The 16,792-nt window shown below is 68.6% G+C and carries 17 protein-coding genes and 1 pseudogene; 11 read left to right on the top strand and 7 right to left on the bottom strand.

Annotated features, from left to right (window positions below):
- Positions 1-161 precede the first annotated feature (161 nt).
- Entirely contained in the window at positions 162-623 is a 462-nt protein-coding gene (locus tag G6N56_RS19070; protein ID WP_085254662.1) for an Hsp20/alpha crystallin family protein, read from the top strand.
- 165 nt (positions 624-788) lie between these two features.
- Here the strand turns inward: G6N56_RS19070 and G6N56_RS19065 are convergent.
- A pseudogene (locus G6N56_RS19065) lies at positions 789-1,042 on the bottom strand (isocitrate lyase/phosphoenolpyruvate mutase family protein); the annotation flags it as partial.
- A 111-nt stretch (positions 1,043-1,153) separates the two neighbouring features.
- On the opposite strand from G6N56_RS19065, the gene G6N56_RS19060 reads away from it, so the two are divergent.
- The 5 genes from G6N56_RS19060 (at position 1,154) to G6N56_RS28470 (ending at position 5,299) form a co-directional block, all read left to right on the top strand.
- Positions 1,154-1,450, top strand: coding sequence for an Rv0250c family protein (locus G6N56_RS19060; RefSeq protein ID WP_085254663.1), 297 nt, complete (start codon positions 1,154-1,156; stop codon positions 1,448-1,450).
- A gap of 88 nt (positions 1,451-1,538) precedes the next feature.
- Positions 1,539-2,366, top strand: a complete 828-nt coding sequence (locus G6N56_RS19055; RefSeq protein WP_085254664.1) for a succinate dehydrogenase subunit SdhC — start codon at positions 1,539-1,541, stop codon at positions 2,364-2,366.
- A 45-nt stretch (positions 2,367-2,411) separates the two neighbouring features.
- Complete coding sequence (locus G6N56_RS19050; RefSeq protein ID WP_085254665.1) at positions 2,412-4,328, top strand: fumarate reductase/succinate dehydrogenase flavoprotein subunit; 1,917 nt, start codon at positions 2,412-2,414, stop codon at positions 4,326-4,328.
- Entirely contained in the window at positions 4,328-5,074 is a 747-nt protein-coding gene (locus G6N56_RS19045) for a succinate dehydrogenase/fumarate reductase iron-sulfur subunit (RefSeq protein WP_085254666.1), read from the top strand. Before G6N56_RS19050 ends, G6N56_RS19045 begins: the two co-directional genes overlap by 1 nt.
- A 69-nt stretch (positions 5,075-5,143) precedes the next feature.
- Complete coding sequence (locus G6N56_RS28470; protein ID WP_169717518.1) at positions 5,144-5,299, top strand: hypothetical protein; 156 nt, start codon at positions 5,144-5,146, stop codon at positions 5,297-5,299.
- Positions 5,300-5,315: 16 nt separating this feature from the next.
- Here the strand turns inward: G6N56_RS28470 and G6N56_RS19040 are convergent, their stop codons facing one another.
- Together G6N56_RS19040 and G6N56_RS19035 are read right to left on the bottom strand one after the other, a co-directional pair.
- On the bottom strand, positions 5,316-5,804 hold the full coding sequence (locus G6N56_RS19040) for a flavin reductase family protein (protein ID WP_085254667.1): 489 nt from the start codon (positions 5,802-5,804) through the stop codon (positions 5,316-5,318).
- A gap of 6 nt (positions 5,805-5,810) precedes the next feature.
- Positions 5,811-6,842, bottom strand: coding sequence for an isopenicillin N synthase family dioxygenase (locus G6N56_RS19035; RefSeq protein ID WP_085254668.1), 1,032 nt, complete (start codon positions 6,840-6,842; stop codon positions 5,811-5,813).
- A 190-nt stretch (positions 6,843-7,032) separates the two neighbouring features.
- Between G6N56_RS19035 and G6N56_RS19030 the strand changes: the two genes are divergently transcribed.
- Positions 7,033-8,868, top strand: a complete 1,836-nt coding sequence (locus G6N56_RS19030; protein WP_085254669.1) for an acyl-CoA dehydrogenase — start codon at positions 7,033-7,035, stop codon at positions 8,866-8,868.
- Positions 8,869-9,219: 351 nt separating this feature from the next.
- Here G6N56_RS19030 and G6N56_RS19025 read toward each other — a convergent pair whose 3' ends face one another.
- Entirely contained in the window at positions 9,220-10,539 is a 1,320-nt protein-coding gene (locus G6N56_RS19025; protein ID WP_085254670.1) for an acetyl-CoA C-acetyltransferase, read from the bottom strand.
- A gap of 162 nt (positions 10,540-10,701) precedes the next feature.
- On the opposite strand from G6N56_RS19025, the gene G6N56_RS19020 reads away from it, so the two are divergent.
- On the top strand, positions 10,702-12,078 hold the full coding sequence (locus G6N56_RS19020; protein WP_085254671.1) for a 3-oxoacyl-ACP reductase: 1,377 nt from the start codon (positions 10,702-10,704) through the stop codon (positions 12,076-12,078).
- Between the two features lie 16 nt (positions 12,079-12,094).
- On the top strand, positions 12,095-12,940 hold the full coding sequence (locus G6N56_RS19015; protein ID WP_085254672.1) for a MaoC/PaaZ C-terminal domain-containing protein: 846 nt from the start codon (positions 12,095-12,097) through the stop codon (positions 12,938-12,940).
- A gap of 6 nt (positions 12,941-12,946) precedes the next feature.
- On the opposite strand, the gene G6N56_RS19010 is transcribed toward G6N56_RS19015, so the two are convergent.
- From G6N56_RS19010 to G6N56_RS19000, 3 genes are all read right to left on the bottom strand, one after another.
- Positions 12,947-14,200 carry a chloride channel protein gene (locus G6N56_RS19010; protein ID WP_408632631.1) on the bottom strand — a complete coding sequence of 418 codons (1,254 nt, stop codon included), beginning with the start codon at positions 14,198-14,200 and terminating at the stop codon, positions 12,947-12,949.
- Positions 14,201-14,216: 16 nt separating this feature from the next.
- Positions 14,217-14,867: a TetR/AcrR family transcriptional regulator gene (locus tag G6N56_RS19005; RefSeq protein WP_085254674.1), complete on the bottom strand. Its 651-nt coding sequence runs from the start codon at positions 14,865-14,867 to the stop codon at positions 14,217-14,219.
- Positions 14,868-14,964: 97 nt separating this feature from the next.
- Positions 14,965-16,116, bottom strand: coding sequence for a glycoside hydrolase family 3 N-terminal domain-containing protein (locus G6N56_RS19000; RefSeq protein ID WP_085254675.1), 1,152 nt, complete (start codon positions 16,114-16,116; stop codon positions 14,965-14,967).
- Positions 16,117-16,247: 131 nt separating this feature from the next.
- Between G6N56_RS19000 and G6N56_RS18995 the strand changes: the two genes are divergently transcribed.
- Together G6N56_RS18995 and G6N56_RS18990 are read left to right on the top strand one after the other, a co-directional pair.
- Positions 16,248-16,499, top strand: a complete 252-nt coding sequence (locus G6N56_RS18995) for a DUF2613 domain-containing protein (RefSeq protein ID WP_085254676.1) — start codon at positions 16,248-16,250, stop codon at positions 16,497-16,499.
- A 108-nt stretch (positions 16,500-16,607) separates the two neighbouring features.
- A complete protein-coding gene (locus G6N56_RS18990; RefSeq protein ID WP_003874046.1) occupies positions 16,608-16,781 on the top strand; it encodes a DUF2613 domain-containing protein in 174 nt (57 codons plus the stop codon).
- Positions 16,782-16,792: the final 11 nt, after the last annotated feature.

The following is a 16,792-nucleotide window of genomic DNA, read 5'->3' as shown; positions in this document are numbered from 1 at the left end:
CATGACGGGCGGCTCACACCTCACACGCACCCGTGTGAAGTTGTTCGCCGCGGGCGAACGCCCGAGTGGAACTTAAGCGCGGTCGACTCATGTTTGAAGAAATAGCCGACCGGTAAGGCGCCGGTCACAGCCAACTCACAAGGAAGCATAAGGAGACATCCATGAGCAACCTCGCATTGTGGTCGCGGCCGGCATGGGACACCGACCGGTGGCTGCGCGACTTCTTCGGCCCCGCCGCATCGGCGGACTGGTTCAAGCCGGCCACCGGTGGCTTCACCCCCGCCGCGGAAATCGTCAAGGACGGCGACGACGCGGTGGTACGCCTGGAGCTGCCGGGCGTCGACGTCGAGAAGGACGTCAACGTGGAGGTGGACCGGAAAGACGGGGTGAGTCGCCTGGTTATCCACGGCGAGCACCGCGACGAGCGCGCCGACGAGCAGGACGGCCGCACGCTGCGCGAGATCCGCTACGGCACGTTCCGCCGGTCGTTCAAGTTGCCGGCGCACGTCACCGGCGAGGCTGTCACGGCCTCGTACGACGCGGGCGTGCTGACCGTCCGGGTCGCCGGCGCGTACCAGGAGCCGGCGGGCCACCAGGCGCAACGCATCGCCATCACCAAGTAGCAAGTGGACACAATCCGGCGGGGCGGCGAGCCCCGCCGGATTCGTTTACGGCGCAGGCGTTTGCGCCCGGCCGCGTCAGCTCCAGCGGGCCAGCGACGCCCGGGCGTCCCGGTCGGGCAGGGCGATCGCGTTGATCGGTAGCGGCAGCTCGGCGGCCAAGCGCCGCAACGGCACGTCGACCGCAGCGGTGATCTGCCGACCCGCGCCAGGACATCGTCGAACGCCATGCCCTCGCCGTCCGGTTTGCCGACGGAATCGGCCATCGGGTGGCTGCCGACGGTGAGCGCGGCGAAGCCGGCGCCGGTGGCAAGGCGCGCCGACCGGGCGTCCCACACGGTGGGCAGCACTACCGGGTCGCCGGGTCGGTGCGGGTTCAACAGCGCCGTAGCGCGCTGGGCCGGTGCGGCGTGACCTGTCATCGGTGTTTGCTCCAGGCGTCGCGCGTGCGGACTCGCCTGCGTCGGGGCTGTGCCGCGGATAGTATCGGGGGCGTACTGTGATCCGAGACACCATCTGCATGAGGAGATCCCTTGTCCACCACGACTGAACTCGCCGAGCTGCACCACCTGATCGGCGGCCTGCGGCGGTGCGTCGGCTCCTTGCGGGCGCGCTACGGCGACAGCCCGGCGATGCGGCGCATCGTGATCGACGCGGACCGGATCCTCTCCGACGTCGACCTGCTCGACACCGACGTGTCCGAGTTGGACCTTTCCCGCGCCACCGTGCAGCAGTCCGGCGACAAGATCGTCATTCCCGACACCCAGTACGACAGCGCATTCTGGCGCGATGTCGACGACGAGGGTGTCGGGGGTCACAGCAGGTCCTGACAAGGTCCTGACAACCAAACCCCCCGAAAGCGGGGGTGCGCTGTCTGTGTACCCTTCGACCAACAGCCCGTTCGAAGAGGAACACTAGATGAGCGCACCCACGGCGAACCGTCCTGCGTCCGGTGTCTTTTCACCCACGCGCGCCCACATCCCGCAGCGAACCCTGCGCACCGACCGGTGGTGGATGTCGCCGTTGCGGATCGACCTGGGTTTCGCGGCGTTCATTATCTACGCGACGGTGCGCGCGTTCCAGCAGAATTACTTCTTCGTCCCCAAGTACCACTACCTGACACCGTTCTATTCGCCGTGCCTCAGCAAGGGCTGCGGTGAGGCCGGTGACATCTGGCCGCAGTTCCTGCCGAACGTGTGGTGGCTGCCGTACGCGGCGCTGTCGCTGCCGTTCCTGCTGCTGTTCCGGCTGACCTGCTACTACTACCGCGGCGCCTACTACCGCACGGTGTGGCAGTCCCCCAGCGCCTGCGCGGTGGCCGAGCCCCGCGTCCACTACACCGGCGAGACCAGGTTGCCGCTGATCATCCAGAACAGCCACCGGTACTTCTTCTACGTCGCCGGCATCATCTCGGTGATCAACACCTACGACGCGATCGTCGCGTTCCACTCCGACTCCGGCCCGGGCGGCTTCGGTTTCGGGCTCGGCAACCTGATCCTGGTCGGCAACGTCATCATGCTGTGGATCTACACGCTGTCCTGCCACTCGTGCCGGCACGTGACCGGCGGGCGGCTCAAGCACTTCTCCAAGCACCCTGTGCGGTACTGGATCTGGACCCAGGTCAGCCGCATCAACACCCGTCACAAGATGTACGCCTGGATCACGCTGGGCACGCTGATGCTCACCGATTTCTACATCGCGCTGGTCGCCAGCGGCACCATCGGTGACCTGAGATTTGTTGGCTGAAAAGCCATTTGAAAATCACCCCAGAACTTAGCTAGCGAGGATTTCATGGTTGAGGTCGAACGGCACTCCTACGACGTCGTCGTCATCGGTGCCGGCGGCGCGGGCCTCCGAGCGGTCATCGAGGCGCGGGAACGCGGCCTCAGGGTCGCGGTGGTGTGCAAGTCGCTCTTCGGCAAGGCCCACACGGTCATGGCCGAGGGCGGTTGCGCGGCGTCGATGGGCAACACCAACCCGAAGGACAACTGGAAGACCCACTTCGGCGACACCATGCGCGGCGGGAAATTCCTCAACAACTGGCGGATGGCCGAGCTGCACGCCAAGGAGGCCCCCGACCGGGTCTGGGAGCTGGAGACCTACGGCGCGCTGTTCGACCGCCTCAAGGACGGCAAGATCAGCCAGCGCAACTTCGGTGGCCACACCTATCCGCGGCTGGCGCACGTCGGAGACCGCACTGGCCTGGAACTGATCCGCACGATGCAACAGAAGATCGTTTCGCTCCAGCAGGAGGACTACGCCGAGCTGGGCGACTACGAGGCGCGGATCAAGGTCTTCGCCGAGTGCACGATCACCGAACTACTCAAGGACGGTGACGCGATCGCCGGGGCGTTCGGCTACTGGCGGGTGAGTGGCAAGTTCATCGTGTTCGACGCTCCGGCTGTGGTGCTGGCGACCGGCGGGATCGGCAAGTCGTTCAAGGTGACGTCGAACTCCTGGGAGTACACCGGCGACGGGCACGCCCTGGCACTGCGTGCCGGCGCGACCCTGATCAACATGGAGTTCGTCCAGTTCCACCCCACCGGCATGGTGTGGCCCCCCAGCGTGAAGGGCATCCTGGTCACCGAGGGCGTGCGCGGCGACGGCGGGGTGCTGAAGAACTCCGACAACAAGCGGTTCATGTTCGACTACATCCCGCCGGTGTTCAAGGGTCAGTACGCCGAGACCGAGCAGGAGGCGGACCAGTGGCTGAAGGACAACGACTCGGCCCGCCGCACCCCGGACCTGTTGCCGCGCGATGAGGTCGCGCGTGCCATCAACTCGGAGGTCAAGGCCGGGCGCGGCAGCCCGCACGGTGGCGTCTTCCTCGACATCGCGTCCCGGCTGACGCCGGCGGAGATCAACCGGCGCCTGCCGTCGATGTACCACCAGTTCAAGGAGCTGGCGGGCGTCGACATCACCAAGGAGCCGATGGAGGTCGGGCCGACCTGTCACTACGTGATGGGCGGTGTCGAGGTCGACGCCGACACCGGCGCCGCGAAGGTGCCCGGCCTTTTCGCCGCCGGCGAGTGCTCGGGCGGCATGCACGGGTCCAACCGGCTGGGCGGCAACTCCCTGTCGGACCTGTTGGTGTTCGGTCGACGCGCCGGCCTGGGTGCCGCGGACTACGTGCGCGCGCTGAGCAGCCGCCCGGGCGTTGCCCAGGAGTCCGTCGACGCGGCGGCGAAGCGGGCCCTGGCCCCCTTCGAGGCGCCGACCAACGGGGCCCAGGCCGAGAACCCGTACACCCTGCAGCTGGAGCTGCAGCAGTCGATGAACGACCTGGTGGGCATCATCCGCAAGTCGGAGGAGATCACCGAGGCGCTCACCCGGCTCGACAAGCTGCGAGAGCGCTTCAAGCACCTGCACGTCGACGGGCATCGCGAGTACAACCCGGCCTGGAACCTGGCCATCGACCTGCGCAACATGCTGCTGGTCAGCGAGTGTGTCGCCAAGGCCGCGCTCGAGCGCACCGAAAGCCGCGGTGGGCACACCCGCGACGACCACCCGGCGATGGATTCGTCGTGGCGCAAGGTGCTGTTGGTCTGCCGCGCGGCCGGCGGCGACGAGGTGATTCCCAACATCTCCATCACCCGCGAGGACCAGGTCCCGATGCGGCCGGACCTGCTCGAGCTCTTCGAGATCGCCGAACTGGAGAAGTACTACACCGACGGCGAGCTGGCCGACCACCCAGGACGGAGAGGCTGATGACCTACAACGCGAACCTGCGGGTTTGGCGCGGCGACGACAACACCGGCGCCCTGCAGGACTTGACGGTCGAGGTCAACGAGGGCGAGGTGGTACTCGACATCATCCACCGCCTGCAGCAGACGCAGACGCCGGACCTCGCGGTGCGGTGGAACTGCAAGGCCGGCAAGTGCGGTTCCTGCTCGGCCGAGATCAACGGCTATCCCCGGCTGATGTGTATGACCCGGATGTCCACGTTCGCCGAGGACGAAGTCGTGACGGTGACCCCGCTGCGGACGTTCCCGGTCATCCGCGACCTGGTCACCGACGTCTCCTTCAATTACGAGAAGGCACGGGAGATCCCGTCGTTCGCACCGCCCAAGGATTTGCAGCCCGGCGAGTACCGGATGGCGCAGGAAGACGTCCAGCGCTCGCAGGAGTTCCGCAAGTGCATCGAGTGCTTCATGTGCCAGAACGTCTGCCACGTGATCCGCGACCACGAGGAGAACAAGCAGGCGTTCGCCGGCCCCCGCTACCTCATGCGCATCGCCGAGCTGGAGATGCACCCCCTGGACACCATGGACCGGCGCAAGCAGGCGCAGGAATCCCACGGCCTGGGCTTCTGCAACATCACCAAGTGCTGCACCGAGGTGTGCCCGGAAAACATCAAGATCACGGACAACGCGCTGATCCCGATGAAAGAGCGGGTTGTCGACCGCAAGTACGACCCGGTGGTGTGGCTCGGGAACAAGCTGTTCCGCCGCTGAGCTCGGCTCCCGTGCGTTAGGTCCGAGCTGCCATCGGGTAACCGATGGGGGTCAGTGAGGAATGGGCCAATGCGAGAAACCACCAGCATCAACGAAATCCGGACCGCGATCCGCGAGTTGTCCCTACGGGCCGAGCTCGCCCGAAAGGAAGGGCGGCCCGACGACGCCGCCGAGATCGAGCGCCGCATCGGGGGCTACCGGGAAGAACTCAGCCACCGGCCTTGAGCCTGCGCCGCTGATCTCAGGCGCCGAGCCGGCGGAAGCCGCTGCGGTGGAAGACGATCGGCGCCACCTCGGCGTCGACCGTCACCTCATTGACTCGCAGCACCACGATGGTGTGGTCGCCCGCCGGGATCAGCTGCTCGATCGCGCTCTCCAACCACAGGGCCGTGCCCTTGATGAACACCGCGCCGCTGTCGCGGGACACCGTCTCCAGACCGGCGAACCGGTCCCCCGTCTTGGCCGCCAGGGTGCGCGCCGCTGCGTCGTGGGCCTCCCCGAGGACGCTGATTCCGAGCATGGGAACGCGTTTCAGCTTGGGCCATGTCGTCGAGGTGTTCTGCACGCAGAACGACACCAGCGGCGGGTCCAGCGACACGGGGACGAACGTGCTGGCGGCCAGGCCTTCCCGGATTCCCTCGACCTCGGCGGCGATGGCGACCACCCCGGACGGGAAGTGGCCGAAGGCGTCACGAAGCGTCGATGGGGTCAGCTTCTTAGTTGAATTCACCGGAGTTCACTCGCCCCTTGCAACCGAGGACGGATTCTCGTGCCCGACCTTACCCGCCGAATACCCGTGCGCGGCGGCCACGTCCGGGTGGGCGCGCAGCCTGCTCTTCCAGGCGTTGCGACCGTAGACCGAGAATATCGGATCGGACGGATCGTCGACGGTGGCGGTGCGTGCCGCGAGCTGCGCGGGCAACGAAAGCACCGGTATCTGCGCGTCCAGCCGCGGGTTGAAGAAGTACGCGACCGAGATGCGCTCGGCGGCCGACTCGCCGAGGACCACCCGGTGTTCGGTCGCCCGCAGGTAGCCGCCCGTCGCCACCTCGAGCAATTCGCCGATGTTGACGATGAACGCGCCCTCAACCGGCGGCACCTCGACCCAGTCGCCGCCGGGCGGGCGCACCTGCAACCCACGGCTGCCCGGCTCGGCCAGCAGCAGGGTGAGGACGCCGGCGTCTCGGTGGGCGCCCACGCCCTGCGAACTCGCCGCGCCCGCGGGATACCGGATGACCTTGATCAACGTGGCGGGCGTTTCGGCGAAGGCCTCGTCGAAGACGTCGGCCGGGCTGCCCAGCGCGGCAGCCCAGTGCCGTAACAGGCCGCACGCCACCCGGGCGAGCGCGGCATCCCACTCGGCGACGATGCCGGGCAGCTCGGGCAGCGCGGCCGGCCACTGGTTGGGGCCCTGCAGCCACAGGTAGTCGGGCCTGCCCGGCCCGCCGATCGAGGGACGCTCCGGACCGATGTCGATCTGCTCGCGCCAGTCGACCTCGCCCCGGGTCAGTTCACCGCCCAGCCGGGTGTAGCCGCGGAAGTGGGGGCTGCGCACCATCGCCACGGCGTCCTTGTCGGCGTCCGGCAGGGCGAACAGCCGGCGAGCCGCCCGCAGCAGCCGGTCCCGAAGGTCGTCGGGCACTCCGTGACCGGTCAGGTAGAAGAAACCGACATCGTGTGCGGCTTGGCGCAGGCCCGACCGTAAGCGGCCAGGATCGGCTCGCAGGTCCACCAGCGGGAGGGCAGTGATGCTGCTCACGTTCGTCATATGCTCTTCATCTCTGCTGGTCAGGACGGGATTCTCGGCCTGCCCAACCGGTTGGTTAATTAGACGATGAAATTTGGGTCACTTCGACTTGCGTTGGACTGTCCGACAGCGATATTTTAGCTGAGTTACTGGTGGGTAACTTAGACCTAGTACCCAACCACAAGTGGCATTCTCAACGAGGAGGAACGTAGTGAGCCACTACAAGAGCAACGTCCGTGACCAGGTATTCAACCTGTTTGAGGTGCTGGGCGTTGAAAAGGCTTTGGGCGCCGGTGAGTACACCGAGATGGACGCCGACACCGCCAAGGAGATGCTGACCGAGATCAGCCGTCTCGCCGAGGGGCCCGTCGCGGAATCGTTCGTCGAGGGCGACCGCAACCCGCCGGTCTTCGACCCGGAGACCCACTCCGTCACCCTGCCCGAGGCTTTCAAGAAGTCGGTCCGGGCCGTCACGGACGCCGGCTGGGACAAGGTCGGCATCGACGAGGCACTGGGCGGCGTGGCGATGCCGAAGGCGCTGGTGTGGGCTCTGCACGAGCACATCCTCGGCGCCAACCCCGCCGTGTGGATGTACGGCGGCGGCGCGGGATTCGCCAACATCCTCTACCACCTCGGCACCGAGGAGCAGAAGAAGTGGGCCGTCATCGCCGCCGAGCGCGGCTGGGGCTCCACCATGGTGCTGACCGAGCCGGACGCCGGCTCGGACGTCGGCGCGGGGCGCACCAAGGCCGTTCAGCAGGAGGACGGCTCATGGCACATCGACGGCGTCAAGCGGTTCATCACCTCCGCTGACTCCGGAGACCTGTTCGAGAACATCTTCCACCTGGTGCTGGCCCGTCCCGAGGGCGCGGGGCCGGGCACCAAGGGTCTGTCGCTGTTCTTCGTACCGAAGTTCCTGTTCGACTTCTCCACCGGCGAGCTGGGCGAGCGTAACGGCGTCTTCGTCACCAACGTCGAGCACAAGATGGGCCTCAAGGTCTCGGCGACCTGTGAGCTGTCCTTCGGCCAGCACGGCGTGCCCGCCAAGGGCTGGCTGGTCGGCGAGGTCCACAACGGCATCGCGCAGATGTTCGAGGTCATCGAGCAGGCCCGCATGATGGTCGGCACCAAGGCCATCGCGACGCTGTCGACCGGCTACCTGAACGCGCTGGAGTACGCGAAGTCGCGCGTGCAGGGTGCCGACATGACCCAGATGACCGACAAAACCGCGCCGCGGGTGACCATCACGCACCACCCGGACGTGCGCCGGTCGCTGATGACCCAGAAGGCCTACGCCGAGGGTCTGCGCGCGCTGTACCTGTTCACGTCGACCTACCAGGACGCGGCGGTGGCCGAGGCCCTGCACGGGGTGGACGCCGAGCTGGCGGTCAAGGTCAACGACCTGTTGCTGCCGGTCGTCAAGGGCGTCGGCTCGGAGCAGGCGTACGCCAAGCTCACCGAGAGCCTGCAGACGTTCGGTGGGTCCGGCTTCCTGCAGGACTACCCGGTCGAGCAGTACATCCGGGACGCCAAGATCGACTCCCTGTACGAGGGCACCACGGCCATCCAGGCGCAGGACTTCTTCTTCCGCAAGATCGTCCGCGACAAGGGTGTGGCGCTGGCCCACGTGTCGGAGCAGATCCAGGCGTTCGTGGACAGCGAAACCGGCAACGGCCGGCTGAAGACGGAGCGCGAGCTGCTCGGCAAGGCACTGGCCGACGTCCAGTCGATGGCGGCGACGCTGACCGGCTACCTGATGGCGGCGCAGGAGGACGTGACCAGCCTGTACAAGGTGGGCCTCGGCTCGGTGCGCTTCCTGATTAGCGTCGGTGACCTGGTCATCGGTTGGTTGCTGCAGCGTCACGCCGCGGTCGCCGTGCAGGCGCTCGACGCGGGCGCCAGCGGTGCCGAGCGCTCGTTCTACGAGGGCAAGGTCGCGGTGGCGTCGTTCTTCGCGAAGAACTTCCTGCCGCTGCTTGCCAGCACCCGCGAGGTGATCGAGACGCTGGACAACGACATCATGGAGCTCGACGAGGCCGCCTTCTAGGCCGCATCCCGCATCCACGAAACGTGAAATCCCCCGCCTTCGGGCGGGGGATTTTGCGTTTGGCCGAGCGCCGCGACACATAACCTGCGTACGCGACACGCGTGGCTTATATGTGTCCGCCAAAGACACCGGCATACGAAAGGGGCCGCCGCTGGATCCCCTCACTCCAGCGGCGGCCCTTTTCGCACGCCCGTCCGAGCACGCATGCCGACGAGCGGTCGTATTAAGGGAGGCCCCGTATTGCCGTCGGGGTCGGGGGGTCGGACCACAACACGGAGCCATCCAGTCAGGCGGATACCCGCCCTCCCCGCGCCAGTAACCCGCTGTGACGAAAAACATCCGCGCGGCGGGTCAGGCCTCCAGGATGGCGGCGACGCCTTGGCCGCCGGCGGCGCAGATCGAGATCAGGCCGCGAACCGGCGCGCCGCCGTTGGCGGCCTTCTTCTCCGCGAGCTGCTTGGCCAGTTGGGCGAGGATGCGCCCGCCCGTGGCGGCGAACGGGTGCCCGGCGGCCAACGACGAGCCGTTGACGTTGAGCTTGGACCGGTCGATCGACCCGAGCGCGGCATCCAGGCCGAGCCGCTCCTTGCAGTAGTCCTCGGATTCCCACGCCTGTAGGTGCGCCAGCACCACCGACGCGAAGGCCTCGTGGATCTCGTAGAAGTCGAAGTCCTGCAGGCTGAGCCCGTTGCGGGCCAGCAGGCGCGGCACCGCGTACGTGGGCGCCATCAGCAGGCCGTCGCGGCCGTTCACGTAGTCGACGGCCGCGGTCTCCGCGTCCACCAGGTAGGCCAGCGGGGTCAGCGAGTGGCTAGCCGCCCAGTCCTCGCCGGCCAGCAGCGCCACCGAGGCGCCGTCGGTCAGCGGGGTGGAGTTACCGGCCGTCATGGTCGCGTCTCCGGCCTTCACGCCGAACACCGGGCGCAGCGTGGCCAGCTTCTCCACGCTCGCGTTCGGCCGCAGGTTGTCGTCCCGATACACGCCGAGGAACGGCGTGACGAGGTCGTCGAAGAAGCCGCGGTCGTAGGCGGCCGCCATGTTGCGGTGGCTCGCGACGGCCAGCTCGTCCTGGTCGACGCGTTTGATCCCCATCTCCTTGGCTGTGAGGGCGGCGTGCTCCCCCATCGACAGGCCGGTGCGCGGCTCGCTGTTGGCCGGGATCTCGATGCCCAGCGTGGCGGGCAGCGTGCCCACCAACCTCAGCCGCTGCAGGTTGGATTTGGACCGGCGCAGCTTCAGCAGCGTGCGGCGCAGGTTGTCACCCAGGCCGATCGGCGGGTCGGAGGTGGTGTCCACGCCACCCGCGGCGGCCACCTCGTAGCGGCCGGCGGCGATGCCGTCCGCGGCGGCGATGGCGGCCTGCAGGCCGGTCCCGCAGGCCTGCTGGATGTCGAACGCCGGGGTGTACGACGACAGCTCGGATCCCAGCACGCATTCCCTGATCAGGTTGAAATCGCGGCTGTGCTTGAGCACCGCGCCGCCGACCACGACGCCCAGTCGCTGGCCGGCCAACCCGAACCGGTCCACCAGGCCCCCCAGGGCCGCGGTGAACATGTCCTGGTTGGACGCCTCGGCGTAGGCGCCGTCCGATCGCGCGAACGGGATGCGGTTGCCGCCGAGCACGGCGACTCTCCGTCGGGATGCGGTGGTCTCAGTACTGGCAGGGGCCACTGTATTTCTCCGTGATTCTCTGGGTACCTCAGTTTTGAACCGGCCGTCGGGGGCCATAATACCTACTGTTCTTACTCTGCAGTAAGTTCGTCCCCGATACGGTTGCCATGTAACGGCACGCCCACGCCCAGAACGACCTGGAAAGAAAGGGAAGGCAGCTCAGTGGCTCCCAAGGTCTCCTCCGATCTGTTCTCGCAAGTGGTCAACTCCGGCCCCGGATCATTTCTGGCCAAGCAACTCGGCATACCCCAGCCGGAGACGCTGCGCCGGTACAAGCCCGGCGAGCCGCCACTGTCCGGGCCGTTGCTGATCGGCGCCCCCCGAGATCAGCCGGGCCGGGTCGTCGAGCCCCTGCGCGCCGCGCTGGCCGCGGACTACGACCTGGTGGGCAACAACCTGGGCGGCCGCTGGGCCGACAAGTTCGGCGGCCTCGTCTTCGACGCCACCGGCATCACGACGCCCGCGGGACTCAAGGGGCTGTACGAGTTCTTCACGCCCGTGCTGCGCAACCTGGGGCACTCCGCGCGCGTCGCCGTAGTGGGAACCACCCCCGACGCCGCCGCCGACACCGACGAGCGGATCGCGCAGCGGGCGCTGGAGGGCTTCACCCGCTCGCTGGGCAAGGAGCTGCGCAACGGGTCGACGGTGCAGCTGGTGTACCTGTCGCCGCACGCCAAGCCCGCCGCGACGGGCCTCGAGTCCACCATGCGGTTCATCCTGTCCGGCAAGTCGGCGTACGTCGACGGCCAGGTCTTCTACGTCGGGGAGGCCGATTCCACCCCGCCGGCCGACTGGGACCGGCCGCTGGACGGCAAGGTCGCCATCGTGACGGGCGCCGCGCGGGGCATCGGCGCCTGCATCGCCGAGGTGTTCGCCCGCGACGGCGCCCGCGTCGTCGCGATCGACGTGGAGTCCGCCGCTGAGACACTCGCCGAGACCGCGAGCCGGGTGGGTGGCACGGCGCTGTGGCTCGACGTCACCGCCGACGACGCGGTCGACAAGATCACCGAGCACCTGCGTGACCACTATGCGGGGCACGCCGACATCCTGGTCAACAACGCCGGCATCACCCGCGACAAGCTGCTGGCGAACATGGACGATGCCCGCTGGGACGCCGTCCTGGCCGTCAATCTCCTTGCGCCACTTCGCCTCACCGAAGGGCTGGTCGGCAACGGCAGCATCGGGGAGGGCGGCCGGGTGGTCGGGCTGTCGTCGATGGCCGGCATCGCGGGCAACCGCGGCCAGACCAACTACGCCACCACCAAGGCCGGGATGATCGGGATCACCCAGGCGTTGGCGCCCGCTTTGTTCGACAAGGGCATCACGATCAACGCCGTCGCTCCGGGCTTCATCGAGACCCAGATGACGGCCGCGATTCCGCTGGCCACCCGCGAGGTCGGTCGCCGGCTGAACTCGCTATTCCAGGGCGGCCAGCCGGTCGATGTCGCGGAGACCATCGCCTACTTCGCCAGCCCCGCCTCGAATGCCGTGACCGGCAACGTGATCCGGGTCTGCGGCCAGGCCATGCTGGGCGCGTGAGCTGCGGGGGGATGCGATGAACCAGCCAAGCGGCCTGAAGAACATGCTGCGCGCGGTCGCCGGCGCGCTGCCGGTCGTCTCGCGTGCGGGCAACGTGCCCAGCCGTACGGTCACAATCGAGGAATTGCCGATCGACCAGGCCCACGTGGCCGAGTACGCGGCGGTCACCGGCCTGCGCTACGGCAACCGCGTGCCCCTGACCTACCCCTTCGCGTTGACGTTCCCCGCGCTGATGTCGCTGGTCACCGGGTTCGACTTCCCTTTCGCCGCAATGGGTTCGGTGCATACCGAAAATCACATCACCCAGTACCGCCCCATCGCGGTCACCGACACGGTCAGCGTGCGCGTGCACGCCGAAAACCTGCGCGAGCACCGCAAGGGGCTGCTGGTCGACCTGGTGACGGACGTCGGCGTCGGCAACGAGACGGCGTGGCACCAGGTGACGACGTTCCTGCACCAGCAGCGCACCAGCCTGTCCGACGAGCCGAAGCCGCCTCCGGAGAAGCAGCCGAAGCTGCCACCGCCCGGCGCCGTCCTGCGCGTCACCCCCGGACAGATCCGGCGCTACGCCGCCGTCGGCGGCGACCACAACCCGATCCACACCAACCCGATCGCCGCCAAGCTGTTCGGGTTCCCGACGGTCATCGCGCACGGGATGTTCAGCGCGGCGGCGGTGTTGCCGAACATCGAGGCCCGGTTCCCGGACGCGGTGCGGTACTCGGTGCGGTTCGGCAAGCCGCTGGTGCTGCCCGCGACCGCGGGGCTGTATGTCGATCAGAGCGATGATGGTGGCTGGGACATTTCCTTGCGCAACGTCGCCAAGAACTACCCGTACCTGACGGGTGCCGTGCGAGCCCTTTAGGCGTTGCTACGCGGGCCTGCGGCCCAAGAGCTGGACCTTCAATCCGTAGGCGCCGCAAGCGGTCAGCAGGAACACCAGGAACAGCCACAACGGCGGATGGGCCAGCTCCCACACGAAGATGGCGGCCCAAATCGGTGAGCCCTGGGTGACCGCGAGCACGCCGGCGGCTCCGGCCAGCGACACCGCCGGCGTGTGCAGGTGCGTGCCCGCCGCCGCATTGATCGCCAGCACCAGCGCCGATCCCGCCGCGGCGCCGGTGGCCAGCGACGGCGTCAGCATTCCGCCCGCACCGCCGGCCCGCAGGAACAGCGCCGTCAGCAGCGGCTTCAGCACCAGGATGGAGGCGGCCGCGGACAGCGTCATGCCGCTGGCGAGGCTGACGGTCAGGATGCTGCGGCCGTTACCGGGCAGTTCCGGCCACCAGTGCGAACAGGCGCCCATCACCAGGCCCGCCGCGGCGAGCGCGGGGACGAGCACCCAGGACCGCATCAGGGCGGCCGGTCGCGCCGCCGCCATGAGCCGATTGAACGCCAACCCCACGACGAGGGTCACCGGCGCCAGAATCAGCGCGTGGGCCGTCAGAACGTACGACGATTCCGCGCTTGGCCAGCTCAGGGTGGGCTGGTCGTGCGTGGCGGCCGAGCAGATGGCGACGGCCAGGCTGGAGGTGAGCAGCGCGGCCCCCACCGCCCGCGGGTGCCAGGTGTTGAGCATGATCCGCACGGCGAACAGCGCGCCGGCCAGCGGAACCGCGTACACCGCGCCCAGTCCGGCTCCGGCCGCGCACGCGAGCAGGACCTGCCGGTCGTGGACGGACAGCCGCTTGAGCCATCCGGTGCCGAAATCGCCGAGGGCGGCCGCAAATTGGCGCGGGGCACCCTCCCGCCCCAGGGACGCGCCGGAGCCGACCAACAGCACCTGCAACAGCGCGTCGACGCTCCACGCCAGCCGCGGGACCCGGGCGCGGCGGGCGATCGTCTCCGCGAGTGGCGGCACGTCGCTCCGGCGCCGCAGCGCCCACCACCCGAGTCCGGCGAGCGCGCCGCCGACCACCGGCCCCGCAACGCGGCGGACCGGGCTGCTGCCGGCGATGCCGCTCAGCAACGTGCCGAAGCTGTAGTTGTAGGCGGCGTGCTCGACGAAGCGCAGTACCGCCGTCGCCGCCAACCCGGCGACCCCGGCGAGCAATCCGACGATGATCACGGCGCAGAAGAATTCGATGTTGCAGCGGCGGGCGGGCAATCGAGCCGAAGCGGCCACCCCTCGAATGTAGGGTCTAGCGCGCGCCGGCACCGGAGCCACCCGGCTCGGGCTGCGTCCCGGCGGCCTCCAGGTCCTCGGGGCCGCCCCGCAGGCCGTGCCAGAACAGGTTGATCATCAGCTCGGCCGCCTCGTCGACGTCGATGTCGCCGGCGCTGAGCCGGCTGGCCATCGCCTCGCCCGCGCCGACCAGCGCGACCGCCATCAGCTCGTACTCGCGCTCCGGCCGCCGGGTGCGGCTGCCCGCCCGCATCAGCCCGGCGACCAGCTCGATGATCTGCTCGCGGCCCTCGCGCACCATGTGGGCGAACGCCTGCGAGCTGATCGCCTGGGTGTACATCACGATCCACGACGCCCGGTGGGTGTCGATGTAACGCAGGAAGGACCTGATCGCGTTGCGCAGCAAGTCCTTCGGGCCCTGGGTGAAGTCGATGTCGGCGCGCACAACATCGATGAACCGGCTCATCTCGCGGTTCAGGCAGGCGCCGAACAGGTCTTCCTTGGAGCCGTAATACAGGTACAGCATCGGCTTGGAGATCTGCGCCTCGGCGGCGATGGCGTCCATCGAGGTCTCGTGATAGCCGTTGACCGAGAACATCTGCACGGCGGCGTCGAGCATCTGCTGCTCGCGGACGGCACGCGGTAGCCGCTTGGTACCACCCGCCATTCACGCGCCTTTCTCACCCCGGACATCTGACTCAAGGGTAAGCAATGCCGCGCCGCGGCACCCGCTGTCAGGCGTTGTCAGGGCTTGTCAGGGCTTGTCAGGGCCCGCACTTGGGGCTGTGCCCCTTGACCGCGGCGACGCGTGCCAGCGAGGCGTCGACGTCGGTCATCTTCAGCTCGCCACCGGCCAGCGCCTTGTCCAGCCGGTCCAGCACCGCCGGTACCTCGTCGGTGGTCACCCACAGCGCGATGTCGGTTCCGGCCTGCAAGGTGCGCAGGACCGCCTCCGACACGCCGAACCGGTCCGAGATGGCGGCCATGCTGGACAGGTCGTCGCTGAAGATCGGGCCGTCGAAGGGATCGGCGCCGTATCCGGTGCCGGTGCGCAGCAGCTGCACCGCCGCCCGGTTCAGGCTGGCCGGGTCGCTGCCGGTCAGGTCGGGGACCTCGAGGTGACCCACCATCACGGCGACCGGCTTGGCCTTGGTCAGGGTGCGGTACGGCACCAGGTCATTGCCCTGCAGGTCGGCCAGCGGCGGCGTGCTCACGCCGCCGGTGTGGGAATCCCCTGAGCCGTGCCCGTGGCCCGGGAAGTGCTTGAGCACGGGCAGCAGGCCCGCCTCGCGCAGGCCGTCGGCGTACGCCCCGGCGTAGGCCGTCACCGTCGCCGGGTCGGAGCTGAACGACCGGTCGCCGATCACGGAGTCGTCGGGGGCGTCCGAGACGTCGGCCACCGGCGCGAAGTCGACCGTGATGCCCAATTTCTTCATCGCCTGGCCCCGGGTCAGCGCCAGGTCGTGAACCTGCTCAGGCGTCCGGGTCTGCCCCAGTTCCCGCGCCGACGGGGAGGGCCCGATCAGCTTCTTCAGCCGCGACACCCGGCCGCCCTCCTCATCGACGCTCACCGCGAGCGGGAGCGGCCCGGGATTGGCCGTGATGCCGGCCAGCGGGCCGTCGAAGATCGAGAGGTCGGTCCAGCTGCCGATGAAGATGCCGCCGACGTGGTAGTTGGCGACGACGGCGCGGGCGTCGTCGGCGTTCTTCACCCCGACCATCAACAGCTGGGCGAGCTTGTCGCGCGGCGGCAGCGCGGTGACGTCACCGCAGATCGGCGGCGGCGGAGCGGCCGTCGGCGTGGCGGCTTTGGTCGACGACGCGGCCGGCGGCCGGGCGGCGTGGCCGCAGCCCGACACCAGCGCCGCCGCGGCAGCGAGCACGGCGAGCACGGCGAGGGTGCGCGGGAAGGGCATCGGGCCATGCTTTCAGGCGGCATCGCGGGCGCCCAACCGGGGGCGCGCCGACCGCCGCTTCCTGCGCGAATCCCCCCAACCCCCCTGTTACGTTGGCCAGCGAACCCTTTGACTGGCAGGGAGGAGCCAGGATGAGCGGGGTGACGCTGGCCGCTGCGGCGAGCATTGCGGTGGGGCTGTCGCTCGGGGCCGCGGCGACCGTCGGGGTGACGCTCGCCTCCGATTCGCGCGAGGACCACGGCCCGGCGCCGGCGCGGCAGCCGCCCGCCCCCGCCGGGCCGAACATGGTGGACTACGGCGACCGCTGCTTCCACGGGCACTGCCTGCCCTGTGACAGCAAGGAAAGTTGCCTGAGCAAGCTCCCCCCGGAACTGCGCCCCTAGCGCTGACCTGCGACGCGGTCGCGCGCCGCTCTTCTGCTAGGTTGGCGCTTGGGCCTTTCAAGGTCGCGAAATGACCTTCAAGGTCGCGAAAACCCCAAGGAGCCATCGATGAACCGGATCGTTGCGCCCGCCGCCGCGAGCGTGGTGGTCGGCCTGTTGCTCGGCGCGGCCGCGATCTTCGGGGTCACCCTGATGGTCCAGCAAGACACGAAGCCGCCACTCCCCGGGGGCGATCCGCAGTCCTCAGTGCTCAACCGGGTCGAGTACGGCAACCGTAGCTAGCGGCGAGGCCG

Source organism: Mycobacterium saskatchewanense (assembly GCF_010729105.1).
GTDB lineage: Bacteria > Actinomycetota > Actinomycetes > Mycobacteriales > Mycobacteriaceae > Mycobacterium > Mycobacterium saskatchewanense.
Note: the sequence above shows the minus strand (reverse complement) of the source record. Positions and strands in the feature narration are given on the sequence as shown.

Bases quoted from the DNA above. Each gene is read 5' to 3' on its own strand.
- G6N56_RS19045 (WP_085254666.1), top strand. From the start codon at position 4,328: ATGACCTACAACGCGAACCTGCGGGTTTGGCGCGGCGACGACAACACC.
- G6N56_RS28470 (WP_169717518.1), top strand. From the start codon at position 5,144: ATGCGAGAAACCACCAGCATCAACGAAATCCGGACCGCGATCCGCGAG.
- G6N56_RS19000 (WP_085254675.1), bottom strand. From the start codon at position 16,116: ATGCCCTTCCCGCGCACCCTCGCCGTGCTCGCCGTGCTCGCTGCCGCG.
- G6N56_RS19015 (WP_085254672.1), top strand. From the start codon at position 12,095: ATGAACCAGCCAAGCGGCCTGAAGAACATGCTGCGCGCGGTCGCCGGC.
- G6N56_RS19035 (WP_085254668.1), bottom strand. From the start codon at position 6,842: ATGACGAACGTGAGCAGCATCACTGCCCTCCCGCTGGTGGACCTGCGA.
- G6N56_RS18995 (WP_085254676.1), top strand. From the start codon at position 16,248: ATGAGCGGGGTGACGCTGGCCGCTGCGGCGAGCATTGCGGTGGGGCTG.
- G6N56_RS19070 (WP_085254662.1), top strand. From the start codon at position 162: ATGAGCAACCTCGCATTGTGGTCGCGGCCGGCATGGGACACCGACCGG.
- G6N56_RS19055 (WP_085254664.1), top strand. From the start codon at position 1,539: ATGAGCGCACCCACGGCGAACCGTCCTGCGTCCGGTGTCTTTTCACCC.
- G6N56_RS18990 (WP_003874046.1), top strand. From the start codon at position 16,608: ATGAACCGGATCGTTGCGCCCGCCGCCGCGAGCGTGGTGGTCGGCCTG.
- G6N56_RS19005 (WP_085254674.1), bottom strand. From the start codon at position 14,867: ATGGCGGGTGGTACCAAGCGGCTACCGCGTGCCGTCCGCGAGCAGCAG.
- G6N56_RS19050 (WP_085254665.1), top strand. From the start codon at position 2,412: ATGGTTGAGGTCGAACGGCACTCCTACGACGTCGTCGTCATCGGTGCC.